At 63.1% G+C, this 20351-nt stretch carries 18 protein-coding genes; 6 read left to right on the plus strand and 12 right to left on the minus strand.

What is annotated here, in order from left to right; all coding sequences use genetic code 11:
• Positions 1-120 precede the first annotated feature (120 nt).
• Together PSN43_RS14930 and PSN43_RS14935 are read right to left on the minus strand one after the other, a co-directional pair.
• On the minus strand, positions 121-1188 hold the full coding sequence (locus tag PSN43_RS14930) for a M24 family metallopeptidase (protein ID WP_272701534.1): 1068 nt from the start codon (positions 1186-1188) through the stop codon (positions 121-123).
• A gap of 6 nt (positions 1189-1194) precedes the next feature.
• On the minus strand, positions 1195-2556 hold the full coding sequence (locus PSN43_RS14935) for a protoporphyrinogen/coproporphyrinogen oxidase (protein ID WP_272701535.1): 1362 nt from the start codon (positions 2554-2556) through the stop codon (positions 1195-1197).
• Between the two features lie 182 nt (positions 2557-2738).
• Between PSN43_RS14935 and PSN43_RS14940 the strand changes: the two genes are divergently transcribed.
• The 6 genes from PSN43_RS14940 (at position 2739) to PSN43_RS14965 (ending at position 9519) form a co-directional block, all read left to right on the plus strand.
• The gene (locus PSN43_RS14940) at positions 2739-2996 is read left to right on the plus strand and encodes a hypothetical protein (protein WP_272701536.1); all 258 of its coding nucleotides are present in this window, start codon (positions 2739-2741) and stop codon (positions 2994-2996) included.
• 406 nt (positions 2997-3402) lie between these two features.
• Complete coding sequence (locus tag PSN43_RS14945; RefSeq protein WP_272701537.1) at positions 3403-5499, plus strand: hypothetical protein; 2097 nt, start codon at positions 3403-3405, stop codon at positions 5497-5499.
• 61 nt (positions 5500-5560) lie between these two features.
• On the plus strand, positions 5561-6016 hold the full coding sequence (locus PSN43_RS14950; protein ID WP_272701538.1) for a hypothetical protein: 456 nt from the start codon (positions 5561-5563) through the stop codon (positions 6014-6016).
• Positions 6013-7008: a phage tail fiber protein gene (locus PSN43_RS14955; RefSeq protein WP_272701539.1), complete on the plus strand. Its 996-nt coding sequence runs from the start codon at positions 6013-6015 to the stop codon at positions 7006-7008. The genes PSN43_RS14950 and PSN43_RS14955 overlap by 4 nt, the downstream gene beginning before the upstream one ends.
• A gap of 1 nt (position 7009) precedes the next feature.
• Positions 7010-9073: a DUF7483 domain-containing protein gene (locus tag PSN43_RS14960; RefSeq protein WP_272701540.1), complete on the plus strand. Its 2064-nt coding sequence runs from the start codon at positions 7010-7012 to the stop codon at positions 9071-9073.
• Between the two features lie 11 nt (positions 9074-9084).
• Positions 9085-9519 carry a tail fiber assembly protein gene (locus tag PSN43_RS14965; RefSeq protein ID WP_272701541.1) on the plus strand — a complete coding sequence of 145 codons (435 nt, stop codon included), beginning with the start codon at positions 9085-9087 and terminating at the stop codon, positions 9517-9519.
• Positions 9520-9598: 79 nt separating this feature from the next.
• Here the strand turns inward: PSN43_RS14965 and PSN43_RS14970 are convergent, their stop codons facing one another.
• The 10 genes from PSN43_RS14970 to PSN43_RS15015 form a co-directional block, all read right to left on the minus strand.
• Positions 9599-10111 (minus strand): cupin domain-containing protein, encoded by a 513-nt coding sequence (locus PSN43_RS14970; RefSeq protein WP_272701542.1) that lies wholly within the window; start codon positions 10109-10111, stop codon positions 9599-9601.
• An 8-nt stretch (positions 10112-10119) separates the two neighbouring features.
• Positions 10120-10329, minus strand: a complete 210-nt coding sequence (locus PSN43_RS14975) for a SlyX family protein (RefSeq protein ID WP_272701543.1) — start codon at positions 10327-10329, stop codon at positions 10120-10122.
• A 79-nt stretch (positions 10330-10408) separates the two neighbouring features.
• A complete protein-coding gene (locus PSN43_RS14980; RefSeq protein WP_272701544.1) occupies positions 10409-11293 on the minus strand; it encodes a DMT family transporter in 885 nt (294 codons plus the stop codon).
• A gap of 82 nt (positions 11294-11375) precedes the next feature.
• Positions 11376-12557 (minus strand): THUMP domain-containing class I SAM-dependent RNA methyltransferase, encoded by a 1182-nt coding sequence (locus tag PSN43_RS14985; protein ID WP_272701545.1) that lies wholly within the window; start codon positions 12555-12557, stop codon positions 11376-11378.
• Positions 12558-12575: 18 nt separating this feature from the next.
• Positions 12576-13856 carry a hypothetical protein gene (locus PSN43_RS14990; RefSeq protein WP_272701546.1) on the minus strand — a complete coding sequence of 427 codons (1281 nt, stop codon included), beginning with the start codon at positions 13854-13856 and terminating at the stop codon, positions 12576-12578.
• Positions 13857-14187: 331 nt separating this feature from the next.
• On the minus strand, positions 14188-15465 hold the full coding sequence (locus tag PSN43_RS14995; RefSeq protein ID WP_272701547.1) for a Y-family DNA polymerase: 1278 nt from the start codon (positions 15463-15465) through the stop codon (positions 14188-14190).
• A gap of 102 nt (positions 15466-15567) precedes the next feature.
• Positions 15568-16029, minus strand: coding sequence for a LexA family protein (locus tag PSN43_RS15000; RefSeq protein WP_272701548.1), 462 nt, complete (start codon positions 16027-16029; stop codon positions 15568-15570).
• A 391-nt stretch (positions 16030-16420) separates the two neighbouring features.
• Positions 16421-17470 carry a cytochrome d ubiquinol oxidase subunit II gene (cydB, locus tag PSN43_RS15005; protein ID WP_272701549.1) on the minus strand — a complete coding sequence of 350 codons (1050 nt, stop codon included), beginning with the start codon at positions 17468-17470 and terminating at the stop codon, positions 16421-16423.
• A 25-nt stretch (positions 17471-17495) separates the two neighbouring features.
• A complete protein-coding gene (locus PSN43_RS15010; RefSeq protein ID WP_272701550.1) occupies positions 17496-18809 on the minus strand; it encodes a cytochrome ubiquinol oxidase subunit I in 1314 nt (437 codons plus the stop codon).
• A 110-nt stretch (positions 18810-18919) separates the two neighbouring features.
• Entirely contained in the window at positions 18920-20248 is a 1329-nt protein-coding gene (locus PSN43_RS15015; RefSeq protein ID WP_272701569.1) for an ATP-dependent 6-phosphofructokinase, read from the minus strand.
• Between the last annotated feature and the right edge of the window lie 103 nt (positions 20249-20351).

The following is a 20351-nucleotide window of genomic DNA, read 5'->3' on the forward strand; positions in this document are numbered from 1 at the left end:
CCGAACCGTTTCAGAGTTTTTTCCCGCCTTTCCCCCGGTTGCCGAAGGCCCCGAGAAAAGGAAAGGCGCGCCCCCGCAACGGGGGCGCGCCTTGTGTCGCGATATCGGATCGGTGCGGCGTTACATGACGCGGCAGCCGTCTTCGGTGACGAGGACCTGGTATTCCCAGCGGATGCCGCCCCAGCTGGGGTCGTAGAGGCCGGGCTCGACGGTGACGACCATGCCGGGTTTGAGTTCGCCCTGGCCCACTCGGGAGAGGGACGGCGGCTCGTGGGTTTCCAGTCCGACGCCGTGGCCGAGGCCGTGGGTGAACAAGGCTTCCACGCCTGCCTTTTCGAATACGGCGTAGGCGGCCCTGTAGGCTTCCACGCAGGAGAGGCCCGGGCGGATGATGTCGATGGCCGCGGATTGGGCGGCGCGCACCTGGTCCATGGTTTTGCGGAAGCGGTCGGACGGCTTGTCGCCCACCCAGAAGGTCCGGGTCTGGTCGGAATTGTAGTCGTGCAGCCTGCAACCGGTGTCTATGAGGACCATGTCGTTTTCGCGCAACTTGGTGTCGCCGGGAATGCAGTGGGGCAGGGCCGCGTTGGGGCCGACGCCGACGATGGTCGAGAAGGCCAGCCCCTGAGCGCCGTGCTCACGGAAGAATTTCTCCACTAGCCAGGCGATTTCCCTTTCGGTGCGGCCGGGAATGAGCTCGCCTTCGATGTACTCGAACAGCTCGTGGTTGAGACGCATGGAATCGTCCATGCGCCGGATTTCGTCCTCGTCCTTGATGATTCGAAGGGATTCCACGATGTTGTCCATGGGGATGAGGGCGAATTCCTCGGACAGCTTGTCGTAGTCGAAGAGGTGCAGGGCCTTGGGTTCGAAGCCCATGGCGGTCACGTCGCGGCCTTTGAGGAAATCAGCGATTTCCGCGTGTTTGCGGGCGGCGTAGATGCACAGTTTGCTCTCGTCCCAGACCTGCCGGGCGGCGTCCAGGTAGCGGGGGTCGGTGAACAGGTAGTCGTCGCCCTGGGTGACCACGAGCCAGCCGGACGATTCGTTGCACTGGGCGTCATGCAGCTCGAAGCCGCTGAGGTAGTACCGATTGGCCGCCAGCGATACGAGCATGGCGGACAGGCCGCGGGCGCGCATCTCGCTCTTGAGGGCCTCGCGACGTTTTTCAAAAACGGATTTGTCCATGATGTCCTAATCCAGTGTGTAGGTTTTCTCGGGAGTGCCGATGACCATGCGTTCGGCCCATTCCACGCCCTGCATGACCGAGTGATCCATGTTGGAGACCTCGTATTTCCAACCGCCGAAGCGGCCGCGGGAGTGGATGCCCAGGGCTTCCAGGCCCGGTTGCAGGATGCGGAGCGCGCCGTCGCGTTCGAGGCACGGCACGGGATAGCCGTAGTCCACGGCGATCTCCCAGCGGGTAAGGATGTCCTTCATTCTTTCCCCGCGCAACAGGGAATTGCTTATCAGACCCCGCACGGTGCGGTCCATTAATTCGTGGACGTTTTCCGGCTTGTGTCCCGAGAAGGACGTCTCGCACATGAAGGCCGTCTGCCTGCCGGGCCGGGCCGTGTTGTTGGGCGAGTAGTTGTGGAAGTTGGTCACCCGGTAGAAGGGCGCGTCGGCATCGGGGAAATACATCCAGCAGCGGGAGTCGGGCGCGGCGTCGGGATCGGCGTCGAGGCCCACTCCGGCCACGTAGACCGAGTTGTGCGTCAGCCGGTCGGCCGCGTCAATGAATGCTCCGCTGGGTTCCGTGAGCCAGTCCCTGGCGAGAATGTCCAGGGGCGCGGTGTTGAGCAGGGTTTCGTATTCCACGGTAAGCCCCTGCTTTGTGGAGGCCGTTTTGGCCTCGGCGTCTATGCGGTTCACGGCCTGTCCGTACCGGATGCGGTCCGCCATGCCGTTCGCCAGCCTCCGGAAGATTTCGCCCGTCCCGCCGTGAAGCGGGAACTTGAAGGTGTTGTTCGGCCCCCAGGCCACGTCGTCGCGCTCCAGCACGATGTTTCGCAGGACCGATTTCAGGTCCACCACTGAGACCCGTTCGCCAATCCAGCCGTACTGCATCCGCTCGGGCGGGGTGGCCCAGACCTTGAAATTGTACGGGTCCATGAAGTGGCGGGCGATGCCGCGGCCGAAGACGGTGTCGATCCACTGGGCGAAGTTTTGGGGGGACGTTTCCGGCCGGTTGCCCGGCAGCAGCCCCTCGACGCATTCCCATCGGGCTTCCTTGGGCAGGTGGCGGATGTTGTTCTGGAACGGATAGGGCACCCAGGTTCCGTTGGAGCGGACCCAGGATTCGCGCTGGTGTTCGAGCCGTTCGTCGCCGAGCAGGGAGTCCATGAGCCTGTCGAAGTAGTCGTAGTGGGAGAAGACCACATGGCCGCCGATGTCCCAGGTAAAGCCCTTGTCGTCCTTGAAGCTGGCCGCCAGCCCGCCCGCGTAGGCGTTTCGTTCGAGCACGAGGAAGTCGTTCTCGCCGAGTTCCCGGAGCCGGTGGGCCGCGCCCAGGCCCGTGGGCCCGGCGCCGATGATGAGATATTTCGTTTTCACTGTGCGCCTTCTTTCGGGTGAGGAAGTTCTTTCCGGTCGCGGAATCATATCAAGTTTGGTGCCAGCCTAAAGTCGCCGTGTCAAAAAGCCGGGGAAAAAGGGAATTCCCGGGAGCGGATGAATTGCGCTTCCATGGCCGGGCTCCCCTTGCCAATCCGGGGGCAGGGGCTTACCTTGAAATCATGACCAGAAAATTCGATCCGGAACTGTTGTATGTGGAATGTCACCGTTGCGGCCAGCCTGTCCTCTGGAAGCGCGGCATGACCACTAAACTCCTCAAACTGGCCAAGATCGATCCGTCCACCCTGGATGAGCGGTGCGTGATTATCTCGGAAGGGTGCCCCAGTTGCGTGCCCGACGAGACCACCTTCACCACCCAGGTCATTCGCCTGAACCGGGAAAAGGACGGGCGATCCTCCATGCCGGCCATGGCCAACTAGGACAGGCCGACATACGGCGTGATAAGCGCCTGCGTTCCCGGAATCAGCCGGGAATGCAGGCGCTTTCGCTTTTTTGCCGACCCGGCGTGTGCCTGCTCTTCCCCCTCTCCCCCCTTGTTCGCTTTTGCATGTCATTTGATACCCGATCAATGCCCATTCGTTACCGAAGAGGGTCGCGCCAGGCGCTTCCCGCAAGGAATACGGCTCTCCAACACCATGTTTTTATGAGATAAAATAAATAAAGGTTTCAGCTCCTTCGTATTTGTCGGCCCGGTATCCCCGTCAAGCTGTTTTTTTATGCCTTACGGCTCCGCTCGATACCCGATTCCCTTCCGGCCGGAAAACCGGGGCTATGCTCCTTCGCAATCCCGGGGCGGTCCCCCGAAAAACAAGGAGCCTACGAAACATGAGCATAGCAACCCCAGCCATCACCAACTTCACGGCGGGCGAAATCTCGCCCCGACTGGAGGGCCGGACCGATCTGTCCAAGTATTTCAACGGGTGCCGCACACTGCGGAATTTTCATGTCCATCCGCACGGCGGAGCCACGCGGCGGCCGGGATTCCGGTTTGTGGCCGAATCGCTCAGCCAGGACAAGCCGGTTCTGCTCATTCCCTTCGAGTACAACGCCGAGCAGACCTATATCCTCGAGTTCGCCGAGGACCTGTCCGGGCAGGGGCTGATGCGTGTCTATTCCGGCCACGGCATTGTTCTGTCCGACGGAACGCCATACATCCTGGATATCCCCTACAAGGCGCGGGAGTTCGACAAATTACGCTACGCGCAGTCGGATAACTCGCTCATCCTGGTGCACCCGGACCACCCGCCCCGCGAGATGATCCGGGTGGCTCACGACGAGTGGACCATCGAGGCGATGGAATTCGTCGGGCGTCCCGAGGCGTGGGGCGAGGGAGACTATCCCTCCGACGTCTGTTTTTACGAACAGCGGCTGGTGTTGGCAGCGACGAAGACCCGTCCGGCCACCCTGTGGCTTTCGCGAACCGGCGAGTTTCGGGATTTCCGACTGAAGACGCGGGAGGTGCCCATGGACGGCTGGCGGGACCTGGAAATCAGGGACGCCAACAGCGACGGGGTGCGCGACGGCAAGGCCGGGGACGCCGTCGATCTCCTGGCCGGTTCCGGGTTCGAGGCCAGGGACGCGCTCAAGGGGCAGCATCCGGATGGCGGTACGCGGTATTACCGCTACAAGGGCTCCAGGAATTTCACGGCTATCAACACCAAAGTGGTGGTCTCCTTCGCCGACGAACCCGCAGGCAACCAGATCGAGTCGATATGGAGCGCGGACGGGGAACTCAATGACGAGGCCTGGTCCTGCTTTGAGTTGGGAGACAGGGCCGACGCCCCGGCGGGCGAGGAGCCGCTCGACGACGACGCCATCGAGGTCACGTTGTCGGGCCGTCAGGCCAACGGCATAGAGTTCATCGTTCCCCGCCGGTCCCTTTGGATAGGCACGGCGGGCGGGGAATGGACCTTGAGCGCCTCGTCCAGTGAACCGGTGACTCCCGGGAACGTCAAGGCCTCCCAGGAAGGGACCAGCGGAGCGTCCGCTTCCCGGCCTGAAAGCGTGGGATTCGCCACCCTGTACATCCAGCGCGCCGGGCGCAAGATCCGCGAAATGGCCTACCGTTTCGAGTCGGACGCCTATGTCTCCCGTGATCTGACCCTGCTTTCCGAGCATATTTCCGAAGGAGGCCTGACCCAGCTCGCCTTCGCCCAGGAGCCGGATTCCATTCTTTATTGTGTGCGCGGGGACGGGACAGTGGTCGCCCTGACCTACGTGCCGGATCAGGAGGTGGCGGCCTGGTCGCGGATCGTCACCGACGGCTTCGTGGAGAAGGCCGCCACGGTCTACAACGACGCCGACAAGCGCGACGAGTTGTGGATAGCCGTGGTCCGCATCGTGAACGGCGAGCCGCGCCGCTTCATCGAGTACCTAGAAGCTCCTTTTGACGGGGATATCAGGAACGCCTTTTTCGTGGACAGCGGGCTGACCTACCGGGGAGAGCCCACGGACACCGTCACCGGGCTTTCCCATCTGGCCGGGCGGACCGTGTCCGTGCTGGCGGACGGGGCCGTTCAGGCCGACCGGACCGTGGCCGGGGACGGCTCCCTTACACTGGACCGGCCCGCCTCGGTCATCCATGCCGGGCTTTCCTATCGTTCCGTGCTTCAGCCCATGCGGCTGGAAGCGGGCAGCCAGCGCGGCTCCGCCCAGACCAAGAAGAAACGCATCACCAAGGTCGCGGCCCGGTTCTACGACACCCTCGGGGGGCTCATCGGCCCGGACGAGTCGCGTCTGGAACCGGTCTATTTCCGTTCCCCGTCCACGCCCATGGGACGGGCTCCGGAGCCGTTCAGCGGCGACAAGATCGTTAATTTCCCCAAGGGATGGGACCGCGACGGGCTGCTGACCATCGTGCAGGAGCAGCCCCTGCCCATGTCGGTGCTCATGATCGTGCCCCAACTCGTCATCAACGAATAACCGGGAAAACCATAACCATAAAGAGAGGATAACCATGGGAACAAATGCTTCCCCACAGTCCATGCAGAGTCTCCAGCAGGGATTGGATCTGTTCAAGGATGTTACGGACTTCCTGGGCGAGCGATCGTCCGAGAAGAGCGGTGAATCGGAGGCGAAAGGCCGGGCCGCGCTCATTGAGACGGACGCGGCGGGCGAAGCCGGGGACGTGAGGCGGCAGGCCCGCCGGGACGCCGATGAAATCAGGGAAAGCGGGGAAAAGGCGCGCGGCGCGGCCGGCTCCCGCTGGGGCGGCTCCAACCTGGCCATGTCCGGGTCCAAGGCGCTCATTCGGGACGCCGGTCGCCTCAAGGACCGGCAGGAAGAGGAAGACGCCCTGTTCGAAGGCGAAATGAACGCCCGGTCCAGGCTGCGCGCGGCGAACAACCAGGCGAACATGCTGCGCATCGCCAACGGGGGATCGTCCTCGCGGTCCATCTTGTCCCAGGGGGCAAAAATTTACGGAAGGAGCCAGTCATGACCGTTTCATCCACAGAGACAAAAGTGCTTTACGCGGGCAACGGCTCCACGGCGGCCTTCGCCATTCCGTTCATGTTCCTGCGCAATGAGGACATCGACGTCATGCTCGTCGACGCCCATGGCGTGGAATGGATTCTGTCCGAAGGAACCGACTACAGCCTCGTCGGGGCCGGAGATCAGGCGGGCGGCGTTTGTTCCGTTGTCCGGCCCCTCGAAACCGGCCAGACTCTGGTCCTGCGACGTGAACCGGATATGGTCCAGGAAGTGGACTACGTGGAGAACGACGCCTTCCCCGCGGCCACCCATGAGGCCGCCCTGGATAAGCTGACCATGATCTGCCAGTCCCTGGCCGAGAAGCTGGACCGCGCCCTGACGTTCCGCGTCTCCTCCGCAGTGAGCGGCGTCAACCTGCCCGAGCCGGACCCGGACAGGATGCTCGCCTGGAACAGCGCCGGGAACGATCTGGTCAACAAGGATGTGATGACCCTCGGGGCCATCACCACGCCTGTGCCCATCAGCCAGGGCGGCACCGACGCCGACAATCCCACCGAGGCCTTGTTCAATCTCGGTTTCGGCTCGGCTGGATTGACCGTGGCCGGGTGCGAGGAAGAGGCCGAGATCGTTGCCGCCATCGGAGCCGAGCCTGTTGATGCGGAAATTCTCAGGTCCTACGCGCCGAGGCTGCTCAAGGCGGTGTACGGCGAGGAGGCGCAGGCGTACGAAGGCCGGAGCCTCGCCGGGTTGGCCGTGGTCCGCAACCATGTGACCTGGTCCCTGACGGGCGCGAGCCAGTTCAGCGACGTGCCTCTGCCCTATGACGGGACCTACGTTTTCCACATCTATCCGCTCGGCCACGACCTGGCCCTTGCCGCGAGCTACAAACACGACGGGCTTCTGCCCGCGCCCGACGCCAATGCCGGTGAAATCCGCATCGCGGTCGAGCAGTTCAATGCCCGCCGGACCATCGTGTCCCTGCAAAACATGGAGGCGTAACATGCTGACTCCGAAGGAAGCGGCTTCGTCCGCCCGGGGCCGGTATCCGGCTCCCATCGAATACTCGGCCCTGTGCGAAGCCGGGCTGTCGTCGGAGGGCGCTCCGGCCGTGGATGCGACCGTCGCCTTTGGCTGGAAACCCGTAGCGGTGGACCCGGCCAAGCCCCTGTGCGACCCGACCAACCATTACCTGCTGACCGTCAGAAAGGCGGGCACGGTCGCAACGGTTTGGAAACAGGATGCGGAGGTGGGGACCTTCACCGTCTCGGCCACAACCTACGCGGGACTCGTCTCCGAAGCGCTGGCCGCGTTCGCCGGGTCGGACAAGGGGTACTATTCCCGGCTCGCCGTGGTCGAGTCCGCTCTCGACTTCACCGCGTTTTACGCTCCGTCGGGAGTGGTCGCCGGACTGTGGATGCCGTGGCTGCTTTACGGCCTGAAGCTCCACACGCTGCTCGACTTCTCCGACGCGGCCAACCCCGGCAACGATGTCTGCGACAACGGCAACCACTGGACGCTTCCCGGTGCGGTGCAGACAACGGATACGCCCACTGACAACCATGCGACAATCAACCCCCTCAAGACCGGCGCCGGCACGGCAACGCTTGGTGACGGGAATACGAGTATGCTGACCACCGATTCCTTGAGGGAGCAGGCGTATTCAACGCTCTCCATGTCATCAAGGAAGTGGTATATCGAAATCGTGAACCGCCACACGGACCCCGCAGTTCTGGTCGGCGGGGTGATCTCGACCAGGAAAACCAGTTCGTCCACCTCGGAAACGGTATCGCTCAACGAATGGTTTTACGGCTTCTCCGATGTGGTTCACTTCGGCGGAGTGCCGGTGGATGGGACCGTGTTTCCCGATATTGCCGGGGGCGGCGTCATGGGGCTTGAGTTTGATGCCGACGCAGGCACGCTTGCCGGGTATTGCAATGGTGAGCTGCAATACACGATAGAGAACATTCCGCCCGGCTCGTACCATTTCACGGCCATGGACCGGACTACGGCGCGGCAGATGAACATCACGATGCGGTTTCGTGAAGAGACCTGGGACTACACGCCTTCCGAAGGGTTCCGCGCACTTAGTTCCGCTGGTCTTGAGGCCCCCGCCGTGTGCGACTCGTCCCGGTTCGCGGATGTTGTCCTGCGGACCGGCACGGGCGGGACGGCCGCCGTCTCCGGCCTCGGTTTCCGGCCCGGCTTTGTGTTGAGCAAGGACCGGGACAATTCGCGCTCCTGGGCGTTGTTCGATTCCGTGCGCGGGCCGGGGAAATACCTGAAGATCGACGTAGAGGCGGCTGAAGCCGCGGATGGGGATTCCCTGACGGGGTTCGCCTTGGACGGATATACCTTGGGCGGCTCTTCTTCAGCGAATCATGCCGGGGCCGGATACGTGGATGTTTGCCTCAAGGCCGATCCCGCTCAGGGATTCGAGGCGATACGGTATACCGGCGACGGCGTCGCCGGGCGCAAGGTCGCTCACAATTTTGGCCGCCCGCCGTGTTTCGTGATGGCGATCCGGCTCGACACGGCTCAGGGGCGGCTCACCTACAACCGCGCATCGGGCGCGACAGTATATCAACATCTGGAAACCGCAAACAGCTCAGTGGCGTCCCCAGCCGCATGGAACAACACCGAGCCGGACTCGTCGTTTGTCACTCTCGGCACGGGAACCGGCGTCAATGCCTTGAACGGGGAGTACGTGCTGTACGTTTTCGCGGAGTCGGACGTCGTGAAGTTCGTCGAATATCGCGGGACTGGTAGCGCGAATGGTCCGTTCGTGGATGTCGGCGGCAGAGTGAAGGCGCTCCTTTTCCTGAAGAACGTCAGCAGCGATTCGAGGAACTGGTCCGACAGGAATGTGGCGGCCAACCCCGTCAATCCCGTCAAGAGATTCCTTAAACCCAACAGCAGCGAGCCGGAGATGGAAGGAACGGACTTCGTTTTCACCTCCACCGGATTCAAGGTGGCCAGCACCTCGACGGCATACAACGAGTCGGGAAAGCTGCACATCGGCCTGGCGCTTATGGAATCATCGTCAAAGTACAACAATGCCTTTTAAGGAGACTCATCATGTGGAGATACCCCGACGGAACCTTTCGGCTTAACGCCCCGGCCCGCTTGGAACAATATGGAATGATCCGCCCGTTTTCGGGCCTGACCCGCGAGGAACTGAACGAACTCGGCTACAATGAGGCCCTGCCGCTCAAGCGCGATCCGTACACCGTCTATGTGACCGCGTGGATCAGGGGCGAGGACCTGGTCTTCCGGGAAACTGCGGTTAGCGCCGTGGTGGATGAAGCCGCCAGGGATGCGGATTTGGCCGGGAAGGCGCGGGCCGAGCGCGACAGGCTGCTGGCGGAAAGCGACTGGACCCAGCTTGCTGATGCGCCGCTGGCCGACGAAGAGAAAGCGGCTTGGGCGACGAAGCGGCAAGCATGGCGCGACGTGCCGCAACAGGCCGGTTTTCCTGGAGCGGTGGAGTGGCCGGAGGCCGCAACGGTCTAGGCGTCGATACGTCAGACGCCTGCGCCATTTTTGCCGCCTGCCCACGGGCGCGTCTTCCTCGCGGAGGCGCGCCCTTTTCCTATTCGGCGGTCAGGCGGATGATCCGGTCGCGGAATTCTGGGTAGGAGGTGACCAGTTCGGTCCGGTCGCCGTGCGCGTAGTCGGCGTATTCGAAGCCCGGGGCCACGGTGCAGCCCATGAGGGCGAAGGGCGAGCCCGGAAGCAGGCGCAGTCCCTGCCAGGAATCGCGGGGCACGACGATCTGGGGCCGCTGCCCGGCCAGGATGTCGTTGCCCAGGACAAGCGTTTCGCCGGGCCCGTCCGGGTGGAGCTGGAGCATTTCGCAGGGGCCGCCCGCGTAGAAATGGAATATCTCGTCGGACCGAAGCCGGTGCATGTGCGAATAGGTGCCGGGCGTGAGCAGGTAATAGATGGCCGTGCCCAAGGCGCGCGGCCCGTCGTAGCGGCCGGGCAAAATCTCGCGGGGAAGGCTCTCGCCGGTCCGGTGGGTTTCCAGGAACCAGCCGCCTTCCTCGGGGTGCGGGGTGAGGCCGAGGCGTTCGATGATCTGTCGGGCGTCGGGCGCGTTCATGCCGTCTCTTACCCGTTGTAGTGCGGCGGCGGCACGTCGACCGGCCCGCCGTTTTCCATTTCTTCGTCCATGTTGCGGACTTTCTGGGCCAGGCGTTCGACCAGTCTCTTGAGATCGTCGATCTGCTTCTGCTGGTCGAATATCTGATCGCTCAGTTTTTCCATGGTTCGGTCCTGAAGGGCGATAAGGCTCTCCAGTCGTTCTATTTTGTCGTCCATGCGATCCTCCTTGAGGGCACGAGTATGCGCCATGGGCACGGCGAAGGCAACGGCCGGGTGTTCCGGCCGTTCGGCCGGATCAGGTTCGGTTGGTGAGATAGACGCCGCAGAGAATCATGCTTCCGCCCACGGCCAGGGAGAGGTGGATGGGTTCGTCCAGGAGCAGAAAGCCGGTGATGACGGCAAAGGCGGGAACCATGTTGATAAAGATGCCCGCCCTGGATGCGCCGATGACGTTGATGGCCCGGTAGTACCAGTAGTAGGCCAGGGCGGTGGCCAGGAATCCGAGAAAGACCACGCAGCCCCAGTCCACGGGGCGGAGGCGGACGATATCGGCGGCGAGCCCCTGCACCAGGGCCACGGGCAGGAGCATGAGCGTGCCGGTGAAGCTGGACCAGGCTACCGAGGTCAGCGGCGGCAGCCGTTTCATGACGGACCGGCCTCCCATGGTGTAGGCGGTCCAACTGGCCACGCATCCGAGGATCATGAAATCTCCCCGGCTCACCCCTCCGGCCAGAAGGGCGATCGGGTCGCCGTCGGCGATGACTATGGACACCCCCACCAGCGAGAGGACCGCCCCGGCGATGCGCAACGGGCCGAATTTTTCCCCGTAGAACAGGGCGGAGATGGCGGCGATGCACACCGGAGTGCAGGCGACGATAAGCGCTGCCCGCCCGGCCGGAATGGATTGGAGACCGGTAAAAAAGAAATGGCTGTAGGCAAACACCCCTGTCGCGCCCAGAAAGGTCACCGGCAGGATCTGGTCACGTTTGAGCCGGGGCAGCCGCCCGTCGGCCCGCCAGCACATGAACAGCAGGATCAGCGAGGCTAGGCCGAAGCGCAGCACGGCGGCGGTCATGGGATGGACGGACTGGGCCAGGACGCGCCCGGCCACCCAGGTGCCGCCCCAGAGCATCATGCTCGTCACGAGCAGAATGTAGGTGTAGCTCAGCGATTGTTTCATTGTCGGCAGTGTATACGCCTGAAACCTCGAATTATCCACCCCTGGTTATAGCGTGTCCCCGCTTCGTCCCATGGGCGTGCGGCTAGGCCTCGCCGCCCTTTTTCGTCCCGTCATACAGCTCGTATTCCAGCAATCGGCATTCGATCTTGGCGTTCCAGAAGACGCGACGTCGCCGGGTGCGCAGCCCCACGCATTTGGCCAGGTCCATGTTGCCGGTGAAGATGAAGCCGGTCTTGCCGCCGCACCGTTGCTTGAAGAAGTCGCCGATCCCCCGGTATACGTCCTTGAGCATGTCCATGTCCCCCAGCCGCTTGCCGTATTCCGGGTTGAGCATGACCACGCCCGGACCTTCCGGGACTTCGGTTTCGGTAAAATCGCAGACGGCGAACTCGATGAAATCGCCCACTCCGGCCAGGCGGGCGTTGTCCCTGGCCGCTTCTATGGCTTCCGGATCGTGGTCCGTGGCGATGATTCGGCCTTTTATCTCCGGAATCTCCGCGTCTTCGGCCGCGCCGAGCAGTTCGTCCCACACGTCCGGTTCATAGCCTTTGACGTGCATGAAGGCGAACTCGTCGCGCAACAACCCCGGGGCCCCGTTCATGGCCATGAGCGCGGCCTCGATGGCCAGGGTGCCGGAGCCGCACATGGGCGCGATGAAGTGCCCGCCCCGACGGGCGGTCTCGGGCCAGTCCGCGGCCAGGATGCAGGCTGCGGCCAAGGTCTCCTGCATGGGAGCCTTGTGGGGCCGCTTGCGATAGCCGCGCCTGGGCAGCGGTTCGCCCGTGGTGTCCAGGTAGAGCGTCGCCCGGTTTTCGCGCCAGTGCAGGAACAGGCAGACTCCGTGCGTGTCCGGGCCGGAGTCCGGCCGCGTCTTGAACCGCTCCATGAAGCGGTCGGCCACCGCGTCCTTGACCCGCAGTCCGGCGAATCGCGAATCATTGACCGTGGTGTCGCGGATGGAGGCGTCCACCCGAAAATATCCGTCGACCGGGATGTACTCCTCCCACGGGACGGCTTTGGTCTCGCGGTACAGTTCATCCGCATCGAAGGCGCGGAACCTTTTCAGCTCGAAGAGCACCCTGTGGCCCGTGCGAATCCACAGGTTGAGGCTCATGCAGTCGGCCAGGCTGCCTTGAACCTCCACGCCCGCGTCGAGCGGAATGGATTGTTCGAAGCCCAACCCGGCGAGTTCGGCCTGAAGGTATTCGGGCATGTCCTTGGGACAGGTGACCAGAATGGGGGCGGTATCGGAAAAATGAGTCATGATGGTCTCTGGCCGGACCTAGAGCGGACGCATGTCCCACTCTTCGGCCGGATTTTCTTCGGGTTGGGGGCAGTCGGTCGGCCCGGATGGGCGTTTCCTGTTCACGCCGGACCAGCCTTGGGTCGGGGACAGGGCGAGGAGCAGGGCCAGCCCCGCCACGGCGCCCGTGGATGGCTCGTAAAACAGGGGCGTGGAAACGCCCTGGACAAAGATGATGGCGGCCAGTCCCGCGCCCATGCGCGTCAGCCGCCGGAAAATCAGCGTGAACAGTCCTACCAGGCAGACGGCGGGCAGGACGGCCCCCCAGCCCAGGGTGAGCCGCAGCCAGAAGGACGGCACCTGGGACAGGTGCGCGCCGAACAGGGTCGGCGAGCCCGTGACCCGTTCCCATACGGGGACCATTTCAGGCGGAAAGGTGAAGGGCAGGGCGTGGTCCAGCGGCAGCCCGGTCAGCAGCAGGAGCGGATTCTGGGCGAACAGGGACAGCGACTTGGCCCAGAGCCAGTAGTCCACGTACCGGCTCAGGTCCGAGGGCGTGATCGGCAGGCGGAAGGTGAGGGCCAGGGCCGCGAAACAGGCCAGGAACACGGATGTGCGGAACCAGCGCCCGCCTCGCCCGAAACAGAGGTATATCCACCCGGCAGCGAACAGCCCGGTACGCGACAGGGTGGCCAGAATGCCCGCCAGGATCAGCGCGCGGTAGATCGGCGCGCCCTGGTCCGGCTCATACAGGCCGTCATCGGCCGGGCCGGGCCGGAGGGAGGCGCACAGGCAGATGAGGAGCAGGCCTGCCAGCAGGTCGATGTTTCCGATCCAGCGCATCGAGGGCGCGGCCCGGTAGATGAACGCCTCCACGCCGAGGTCGAGCGCGCAGAGCAATCCGAGCACCGCGCCGAACCGCTGGAAATCCGCCCGGTCGGGCAGGCCGAAGGTCATGACCCAAAGCCAGCAGAAGCAGAGCATCACGGCCGGGACCAACTCCGGGATTACGGGCGTGAACGCCGCAAGCTGGCGGAAGATGTCCTTGTGATAGAGGACCGCGATGGAGCAGAGAACGGCGAACATGCCCAATTCCAGAAAGAAGCGGGGCCGCAATCGTTCTCCGGAGCGCCGGAAGAGAATGGCGCGCACAGTGCCCAGGGCCGCCAGGAGGAGCCAGGGCAGGAAGGGGGAGCTTTCCGGACCGGGACCGGCGAATCGCGAGAGCAGAGTCCCCAGAGGCACCGCCGCGCAGGCCAAGGCCAGGGGTACCGCCGCCAGCCTGGATCTGGTCCGTTTCTTGGGCTGTTCCTGTACCATACGCCCCGTCAGTTACCTTTTTGGGCACGCCAGGTAAAGACGGCCGCCCCCCTTCCCGTCGGTTTTTTCCATGATTTCCGGCGGCGTTCCGCCCGGGCTTTCCTGGAGATGCCTTTGAACACGGCATCTTGCTGTCTGAGCAATATGTTGTGGGGATATTTTTATTAGACGGGACTGGTGCAATGGGGAGGGGGGGGGCCGGTCTCGTCCCGCGTGTTGCCCCTACTCCGGCAAAGACGAAGGGCGGCGGATTCGGCCGTGTCCCGAACAGGGCCTGGACGAGCTGATAACGGCTGAATCATCCGGCGGCCGCGCCGGGCGTATTCCCCTCCTACTTGGCCTGGACGGTAAGTATTTCCTCCCAGACCGTGGTGTATCGGGGCGAGCGCATCTCGCGTTTCATGCGCCATTCCTGTTTGACGCCTGAGGCGGCGAAGGACACGGTATCGCGCCCCCATCGGGTGTTGACGTCGTCCACGGCGCGCATGAGCGGTCCGTCGTGCGGCCGGTGCGCCGGGGGCAGGGCGAGGAGGTTGAGCCAGCGGCCGCGTTCGGGTTCGAGGCCGGAGAGCATGACGCCGCATTTCTTGTATTGGTAGCCGTCGCGGAAGATGTGTTCCATGCCGGATCTGGCGGCCCGAATGAGGGTCGGGGTGTGCGCGGTGGCCACGGCCAGCGGCATGGCCAGCGTGTTGGAATACTGGGGCTGGCCGAGCTTGAACGAATTCGTCTGGAGATAGACGAGGATGCCGGAGGCCACGGACCCTTGCTTGCGTAGTTTTTCGGCGGCCCGCGTGGTGTATTGGGAAGCGGCTTCGAGCATGTGGTCGAGCCGCGTGACCGGGTGGCCGAATGAGCGGGAAGACACGATGGTTTTCTTGTCCGCCGGGCCGGAATGGAAACCGTGGCAGGGAAAGCCGCGCAGTTCGAGCAGGGTGTGCAGTCCGCTGACCGTCATCTTTTTTTGCACCCAGTCCCGTTTCAATTCCCGGAACTTGAGGGCGCTGTCCACGCCCATGGCCCGCAGCCGCTTGGCGTGTCGGGGGCCGATGCCCCATACTTCGCCGATGTCGGTCCATCCGAGCACCCGGTCCGGGTCCGGGCTGGCGTCCAGGTCGAACACGCCCCGGCACCGTTTCTGCTTCTTGGCGAACCTGTTGGCGAGTTTGGCCAGGGTCTTGGTCCGGGCGATGCCCACGGAGACCGGGATACCGGTCCAGGCGAACACCGTGGCCCGCAACCGGCGCGCATACGCGGCGGCTCCGCCCGGCACGCCCGTCAGGTCGCAGAACGCTTCGTCTATGGAATAGACCTCCACGTCGGGACAGTACCGCGACAGAATTCGCATCACCCGCGCCGACATGTCGCCGTACAAGGCGTAGTTGGATGAAAATACCGCCACCCCGTTCCGTTCGAGCATGGCCCGGCACTTGAAGTACGGCGTGCCCATGCCGATGCCCAGGGCCTTGGCCTCCTCGGACCGAGCGATCACGCATCCGTCGTTGTTTGACAGGACCACCACGGGCCGCTCGGCCAGTTCCGGCCGGAACGCCCGCTCGCACGACGCGTAGAAATTGTTGCAGTCGATCAGCGCGTAACTCTTGGGCATGAAATGTCCCGTGTCCCTTCTTTGCGCGGCTTGCGGGAGCGCCGCCCCTTCGGCCTCGCCGCGATACCGGGGGACGTCGACGGCTGCCCGGCCCGCCGGTCGTCATACTTTATGCACCACGTGGAGAACCACGCCCCACACGAGGAAATCCGTGTCGTCGTTGAGCTGTATGGGCGTATATTCAGGGTTCTCCGGGGCCAGCTCCAACCCGAACGGGGTCCTGCGCAGCCGTTTCACCGTGAATTCGCCGTCTACCAGGGCGATGACCACATTGCCGGGCTTCGGTTCCACGGAGCGGTCCACCACCAGAAGATCGCCGTGGTGGATGGCCGCGCCGATCATGGAGTCGCCGGACACGCGCACGAAATAGGTGGCCTCCGGCCGGGCCACCAGGTGCTCGTTCAGATCAAGCCGTTTCTCCAGATACTCTTCGGCGGGCGACGGAAATCCTGCCGGAACCGTTTCTCCGGCCAACGGCACGGCCAGCCGGGAGCCGAAATCCGGCCGGGAAACCGCTTCAACCCAGTTCCCCAGCGGAATTTCCGCGTGCGGACAGGAAACCATGTGTAAGCCTCACTGTTGTTAATTTAGATAAAACATTTTCTGTGAAAACATATCAATTGTCAATCTTGACAAAACAAAATGAAGTAAAATTTCAATGCCGGTCCCATGCCTGACAAGGGGCGCGGAATCCGGAATGCGCAATCTCAGGAAGCAAAACGTTTTCGCCGAAGGCGCATGAGGTTTCCAAAGGGGGCTTGCCCCTTTGGCCGCCGGAGGCGAAGTCACCCGTCATCCCCGCCGAAGGCGGTTCCATCCCTGCCTTCAATCTTTGCCTTTGATCTCCACCTTCAAAATGAATCGGTGCGCGGAAGATGTTCCCCGGCGAACATGAAAAAGCCCGGTCCGGCGGGTGCCGGACCGGGCGGTCGTTCGGTCGGGGAAGGGGGGCTTCCTAGTAGTGCAGGTCGTCTTCGGTCATGGCCGTGGCGAAGTGCTTGTAGACCCAGAACTGGTAGCCGATGACCAGCGGGACGAAGACGACGGCCACGCCGAGCATGATCTGCAACGTCAGGGGGCTCGACGCGGAGTTCATGATGGTCAGGCTGTGGGCCGGGTTGGGATTGGACGGGATGATGGCCGGGAAGATGCCGATCACGCCGAACAGGGCCGTGCCGCCGATGTAGAGGCAACTGGAGGCCCAGGCCATCCAGTACCGGCCTGCGCCGAGGTAGGTGCGCATGAGCACCAGTCCGGCCACGGGCAGCAGCAGGATGACGAAGAGGACCGGGTAGACCATGTAGTTGCTGAACAACTGCGTGGACACGGCGGTGTAGGCCAGGAACAGGACCGTCAGGACCACCACGCCGGGCCACAGTTTGGTGGCCATGGACTCGGCGCGCTGCTTGAGCTCGCCGGTGGTGCGGATGCACAGCCACAGCGCGCCGTGCATCATGAACATGGTCACGAACAGGACGCCGCCCGCGATGCCGTAGGGGTTGAGCAGGCCGAACAGTCCGGCCTGGGAGAACCCGGTTTCGTCAAGCGGGATGCCCTGGAAGATGTTTCCGAAGGCCACGCCCAGCAGCAGGGCAGGCAGGAAGGAGCAAAGGGAGTGGGCGGTGTCCCAGATCTTTTTCCAGGCGGGGCTTTCCACCTTGGAGCGGAACTCGAAGGACACGCCGCGCACGATCAGGGTGAACAGGAGCAGCATCAGCGCCATGTACAGGCCGCTGAACATCTGCGCGTAGGCGTAGGGGAAGGCGGCGAAGGTCACGCCGCCGGCCGCGATGAGCCAGACCTCGTTGCCGTCCCAGAAGGGGCCGGTGGAGTTGAGGATGGCCCGTTTTTCGGTTTCGGTCCGGGCGAGGAAGGGCATGAGGGTGCCGACGCCCAGGTCGAAGCCGTCGAGGATGAAGTAGACGGCCCAGAGCACGCCCCAGAGGATGAACCAAATCATCGCCAGGTAGTAGTGCAGCGAACCGGTTTCCATCAAAGTTTCCATAGATTTTCTCCTTTATTCGCTGAAGTTAGACCTGGATGGGCGTGTGGTCCTCGGGACCCTTCTTGGCCAGCTTGACCATCAGCCAGATGCCGACCGCGCCAAGCAGGGCGTAGAGCAGGGTCATGAGCACGAGGGTGAACCCGACCTCGGCGGCTCCCACCGGCGAGACCGCGTCCGAAGTGCGCATGAGCCCGTAGACGATCCACGGCTGCCGGCCCACCTCGGTGAGGGTCCAACCGGCCCAAATCGCGATGTAGGGCAGCGGGATGCAGAAGGGCAGGGCCTTGAGGAAGAGCGGGAACTTGTCCAGCCGGTTGCGCATCAGGAAGCCGAAGGCGGCCACCATGATGAACAGGGTGCCCAGGCCGACCATCAGCCGGAAGGAGAGGAAGGTCAGGGCCACGGGGGGCCGGTCTTCCTTGGGAATGTCGTTCAGTCCCGTCACTTCGGCGTTGAAGTCGTTGTAGGCCAGGAAACTCAGCACGCCGGGCAGGGGCAGGGCCTGGAGCACGTTGCCGTCCTCGCCCGGAATAATCAGGAGATACATGGGAGCCTGCCGCTGGGTTTCCCAATGGGATTCCATGGCGGCCAGCTTGGCGGGCTGCGTGTCGGACAGGTTGTTGCCGTGGATGTGGCCTTCGGCCGCGGTGAACAGGCCGAATACCAGGGCCACGCTGATGCCCAGGTTGAAGGATTTCTGGAAGAAGTCGGTGTGGCTCTTGCGCAGCAGGTGCCATGCGGAGATGCCGACGATGAAGAATCCGGCCAGGAGCAGGGAGGCCGGGATCACGTGGAAGAATTCGAGCCACGCGTACTTGTTGGTGATGACCGCGAAGAAGTCGGTCAGCTCGGCCCTGCCGTTGCGCAGGGTGTAGCCCACGGGATTCTGCATGAAGCCGTTGGCGATGAGAATCCAGATGGCCGAAAGGTTGGACGCGCCCGCCACGAGCCAGGCGACGGTGGCGTGGGCCTTGGGCGAGAGCTTTTCCCAGCCGAAGTGCCAAACGCCGATAAAGGTGGACTCAAGGAAGAACGCGGCGGTGGCCTCGATGGCCAGCAGCGAGCCGAAGATGTCGCCCACGTAGGCGGAGTATCGGGACCAGTTGGTGCCGAACTGGAATTCCAGGGTGATGCCTGTGACCACGCCCAATGCGAAGTTCACCAGGAAGAGTTTTCCCCAGAATTTGGCCATTTTCCTGTACGTCTCGTTGCCGGTGCGCACATAGGCCGTTTCCATGCACGCGATGAGGACGGACAGTCCCAGCGTCAGCGGCACGAAAATGAAGTGAAACATGGTGGCTGCGGCAAATTGCAACCGTGAAAGCATCAGCACATCCATACAAACCCCCTTGTGGATATTGCCATTTCATACCTCGAACCGATAATTATCAACTTTCAAAGATGCATACAACCGTCAAGCTTACAAATCAAGAATAATTATTGTTCACATTAATCGTTCTTCATGGATACGGGCTGTCCCGTGGATTCGAGCACGGCGCGCCAGTAGTTCGAACAGGTGTTGATGCTCTTTTTCCCCTTGGTGACCAGGCTCATGGGAATATGCACGTATCGTCCGTTCCAGCGGGAGATGACCAGGCCCGTGCGGCCGGACATGCCCGCATGGACGGCGTGGATGCCCAGGAACGAGCAGTAGATGCGGTCGTTGGCGTTGGCCGGGACCGACCGGATGATGTAGCTCGGGTCGATGTACTTGAGCGTTGTCTCGATGCCCTGTTTCGCGAAATGTTCGTGTATTTCCTTTTTGAGCAGCGAGGCGATGTCGCTCAACTGGACATTGCCCGAGGCGTCAGCCTTGCCGGTGTCTTCGAGCAGGTCCTGGCCCGCGCCCTCGGCCACCACGATGACCGCGTTGCCGCGCGATTTCATGCGTTCGTCCAGGGCGGCGAGAAAACCGTTTTCGCCGTGGATGTCGAAGGGGTCTTCGGGGATGAGGCAGAAGTTGACCTCCTGGCAGGACAGGGCGCTTTGGGCCGCGATGAATCCGGCGCTGCGGCCCATGACCTTGACCAGTCCGATGCCCCACGGCGCGCCCGTGGCCTCCACGTGCGCCCCCTTTATGGCCATGGCGGCGGTTTCCACCGAGGTGTCGAAGCCGAAGGACGGCGAAACGTAGTTGATGTCGTTGTCGATGGTCTTCGGCAGGCCGACAACGGAGATGGACAGCCCGCGCTTCTCGATCTCGGCCACCACCTTGGAGGCCGCGCGCATGGTCCCGTCGCCGCCGACCATGAACAGGATGGAGACATTCATGCGCTCAAGCGCGTCAACGATGACCTCGGGGTCCTGGGGCCCGCGCGAAGAGCCCAGCACCGTGCCGCCGAATTCGTGGATGCGCGAGACGAATTCAGGGGTCAGGTCGATGACGTCGTATCCCTGCTCGGGCACGAACCCGGCGAGGCCGTATTGGATGCCGAGCACGGACGGGACCTTGTATTCGTGGTGGGCGGCCATGACGATGGCCCGGATGACGTCGTTCAGGCCGGGGCACAACCCGCCGCAGGTGACGACCGCGCATTTGGTCTTGCTGGGGTCGTAGTATATCTTGTCCCTGGGACCGGCGGGCTCGAAATAGATGTGCTCGGGCTTTTTGCGGCTTTTGGGGGACCCCTCCACGGTCCGGCGGGTGATGTTCACCAGCACGGCGTTGTCCTCGTCGACGAAGCGGCCAAATTTGATCGGGTTGGCTATCTTGGCGACGCCGACGGTGGAAATTTCAGTGGTTTTGGGCGTGCCGCCCTCGGATTTACATGCTTTCATGGAATCGACCTCGCGGATTCTTCTGTGGGCCATTGCCCTATCGTAGTATAACGATTTTTTCGGGTGGGCAAACTGTATCTGCGTTTTTTCTCAGTACCATAAC

It is taken from the genome of Desulfovibrio sp. Fe33, assembly GCF_028532725.1.
Lineage (GTDB): Bacteria > Desulfobacterota > Desulfovibrionia > Desulfovibrionales > Desulfovibrionaceae > Pseudodesulfovibrio.

What these genes read in the sequence shown, in the direction of transcription:
- PSN43_RS14930 (WP_272701534.1), bottom strand. Translation starts at nt 1,188, where the DNA reads ATGGACAAATCCGTTTTTGAAAAACGTCGCGAGGCCCTCAAGAGCGAG.
- PSN43_RS14940 (WP_272701536.1), top strand. Translation starts at nt 2,739, where the DNA reads ATGACCAGAAAATTCGATCCGGAACTGTTGTATGTGGAATGTCACCGT.
- PSN43_RS14945 (WP_272701537.1), top strand. Translation starts at nt 3,403, where the DNA reads ATGAGCATAGCAACCCCAGCCATCACCAACTTCACGGCGGGCGAAATC.
- PSN43_RS14950 (WP_272701538.1), top strand. Translation starts at nt 5,561, where the DNA reads ATGCAGAGTCTCCAGCAGGGATTGGATCTGTTCAAGGATGTTACGGAC.
- PSN43_RS14955 (WP_272701539.1), top strand. Translation starts at nt 6,013, where the DNA reads ATGACCGTTTCATCCACAGAGACAAAAGTGCTTTACGCGGGCAACGGC.
- PSN43_RS14960 (WP_272701540.1), top strand. Translation starts at nt 7,010, where the DNA reads ATGCTGACTCCGAAGGAAGCGGCTTCGTCCGCCCGGGGCCGGTATCCG.
- PSN43_RS14965 (WP_272701541.1), top strand. Translation starts at nt 9,085, where the DNA reads ATGTGGAGATACCCCGACGGAACCTTTCGGCTTAACGCCCCGGCCCGC.
- PSN43_RS14970 (WP_272701542.1), bottom strand. Translation starts at nt 10,111, where the DNA reads ATGAACGCGCCCGACGCCCGACAGATCATCGAACGCCTCGGCCTCACC.
- PSN43_RS14975 (WP_272701543.1), bottom strand. Translation starts at nt 10,329, where the DNA reads ATGGACGACAAAATAGAACGACTGGAGAGCCTTATCGCCCTTCAGGAC.
- PSN43_RS14980 (WP_272701544.1), bottom strand. Translation starts at nt 11,293, where the DNA reads ATGAAACAATCGCTGAGCTACACCTACATTCTGCTCGTGACGAGCATG.
- PSN43_RS14985 (WP_272701545.1), bottom strand. Translation starts at nt 12,557, where the DNA reads ATGACTCATTTTTCCGATACCGCCCCCATTCTGGTCACCTGTCCCAAG.
- PSN43_RS14990 (WP_272701546.1), bottom strand. Translation starts at nt 13,856, where the DNA reads ATGGTACAGGAACAGCCCAAGAAACGGACCAGATCCAGGCTGGCGGCG.
- PSN43_RS14995 (WP_272701547.1), bottom strand. Translation starts at nt 15,465, where the DNA reads ATGCCCAAGAGTTACGCGCTGATCGACTGCAACAATTTCTACGCGTCG.
- PSN43_RS15000 (WP_272701548.1), bottom strand. Translation starts at nt 16,029, where the DNA reads ATGGTTTCCTGTCCGCACGCGGAAATTCCGCTGGGGAACTGGGTTGAA.
- cydB (WP_272701549.1), bottom strand. Translation starts at nt 17,470, where the DNA reads ATGGAAACTTTGATGGAAACCGGTTCGCTGCACTACTACCTGGCGATG.
- PSN43_RS15010 (WP_272701550.1), bottom strand. Translation starts at nt 18,809, where the DNA reads ATGGATGTGCTGATGCTTTCACGGTTGCAATTTGCCGCAGCCACCATG.
- PSN43_RS15015 (WP_272701569.1), bottom strand. Translation starts at nt 20,248, where the DNA reads ATGAAAGCATGTAAATCCGAGGGCGGCACGCCCAAAACCACTGAAATT.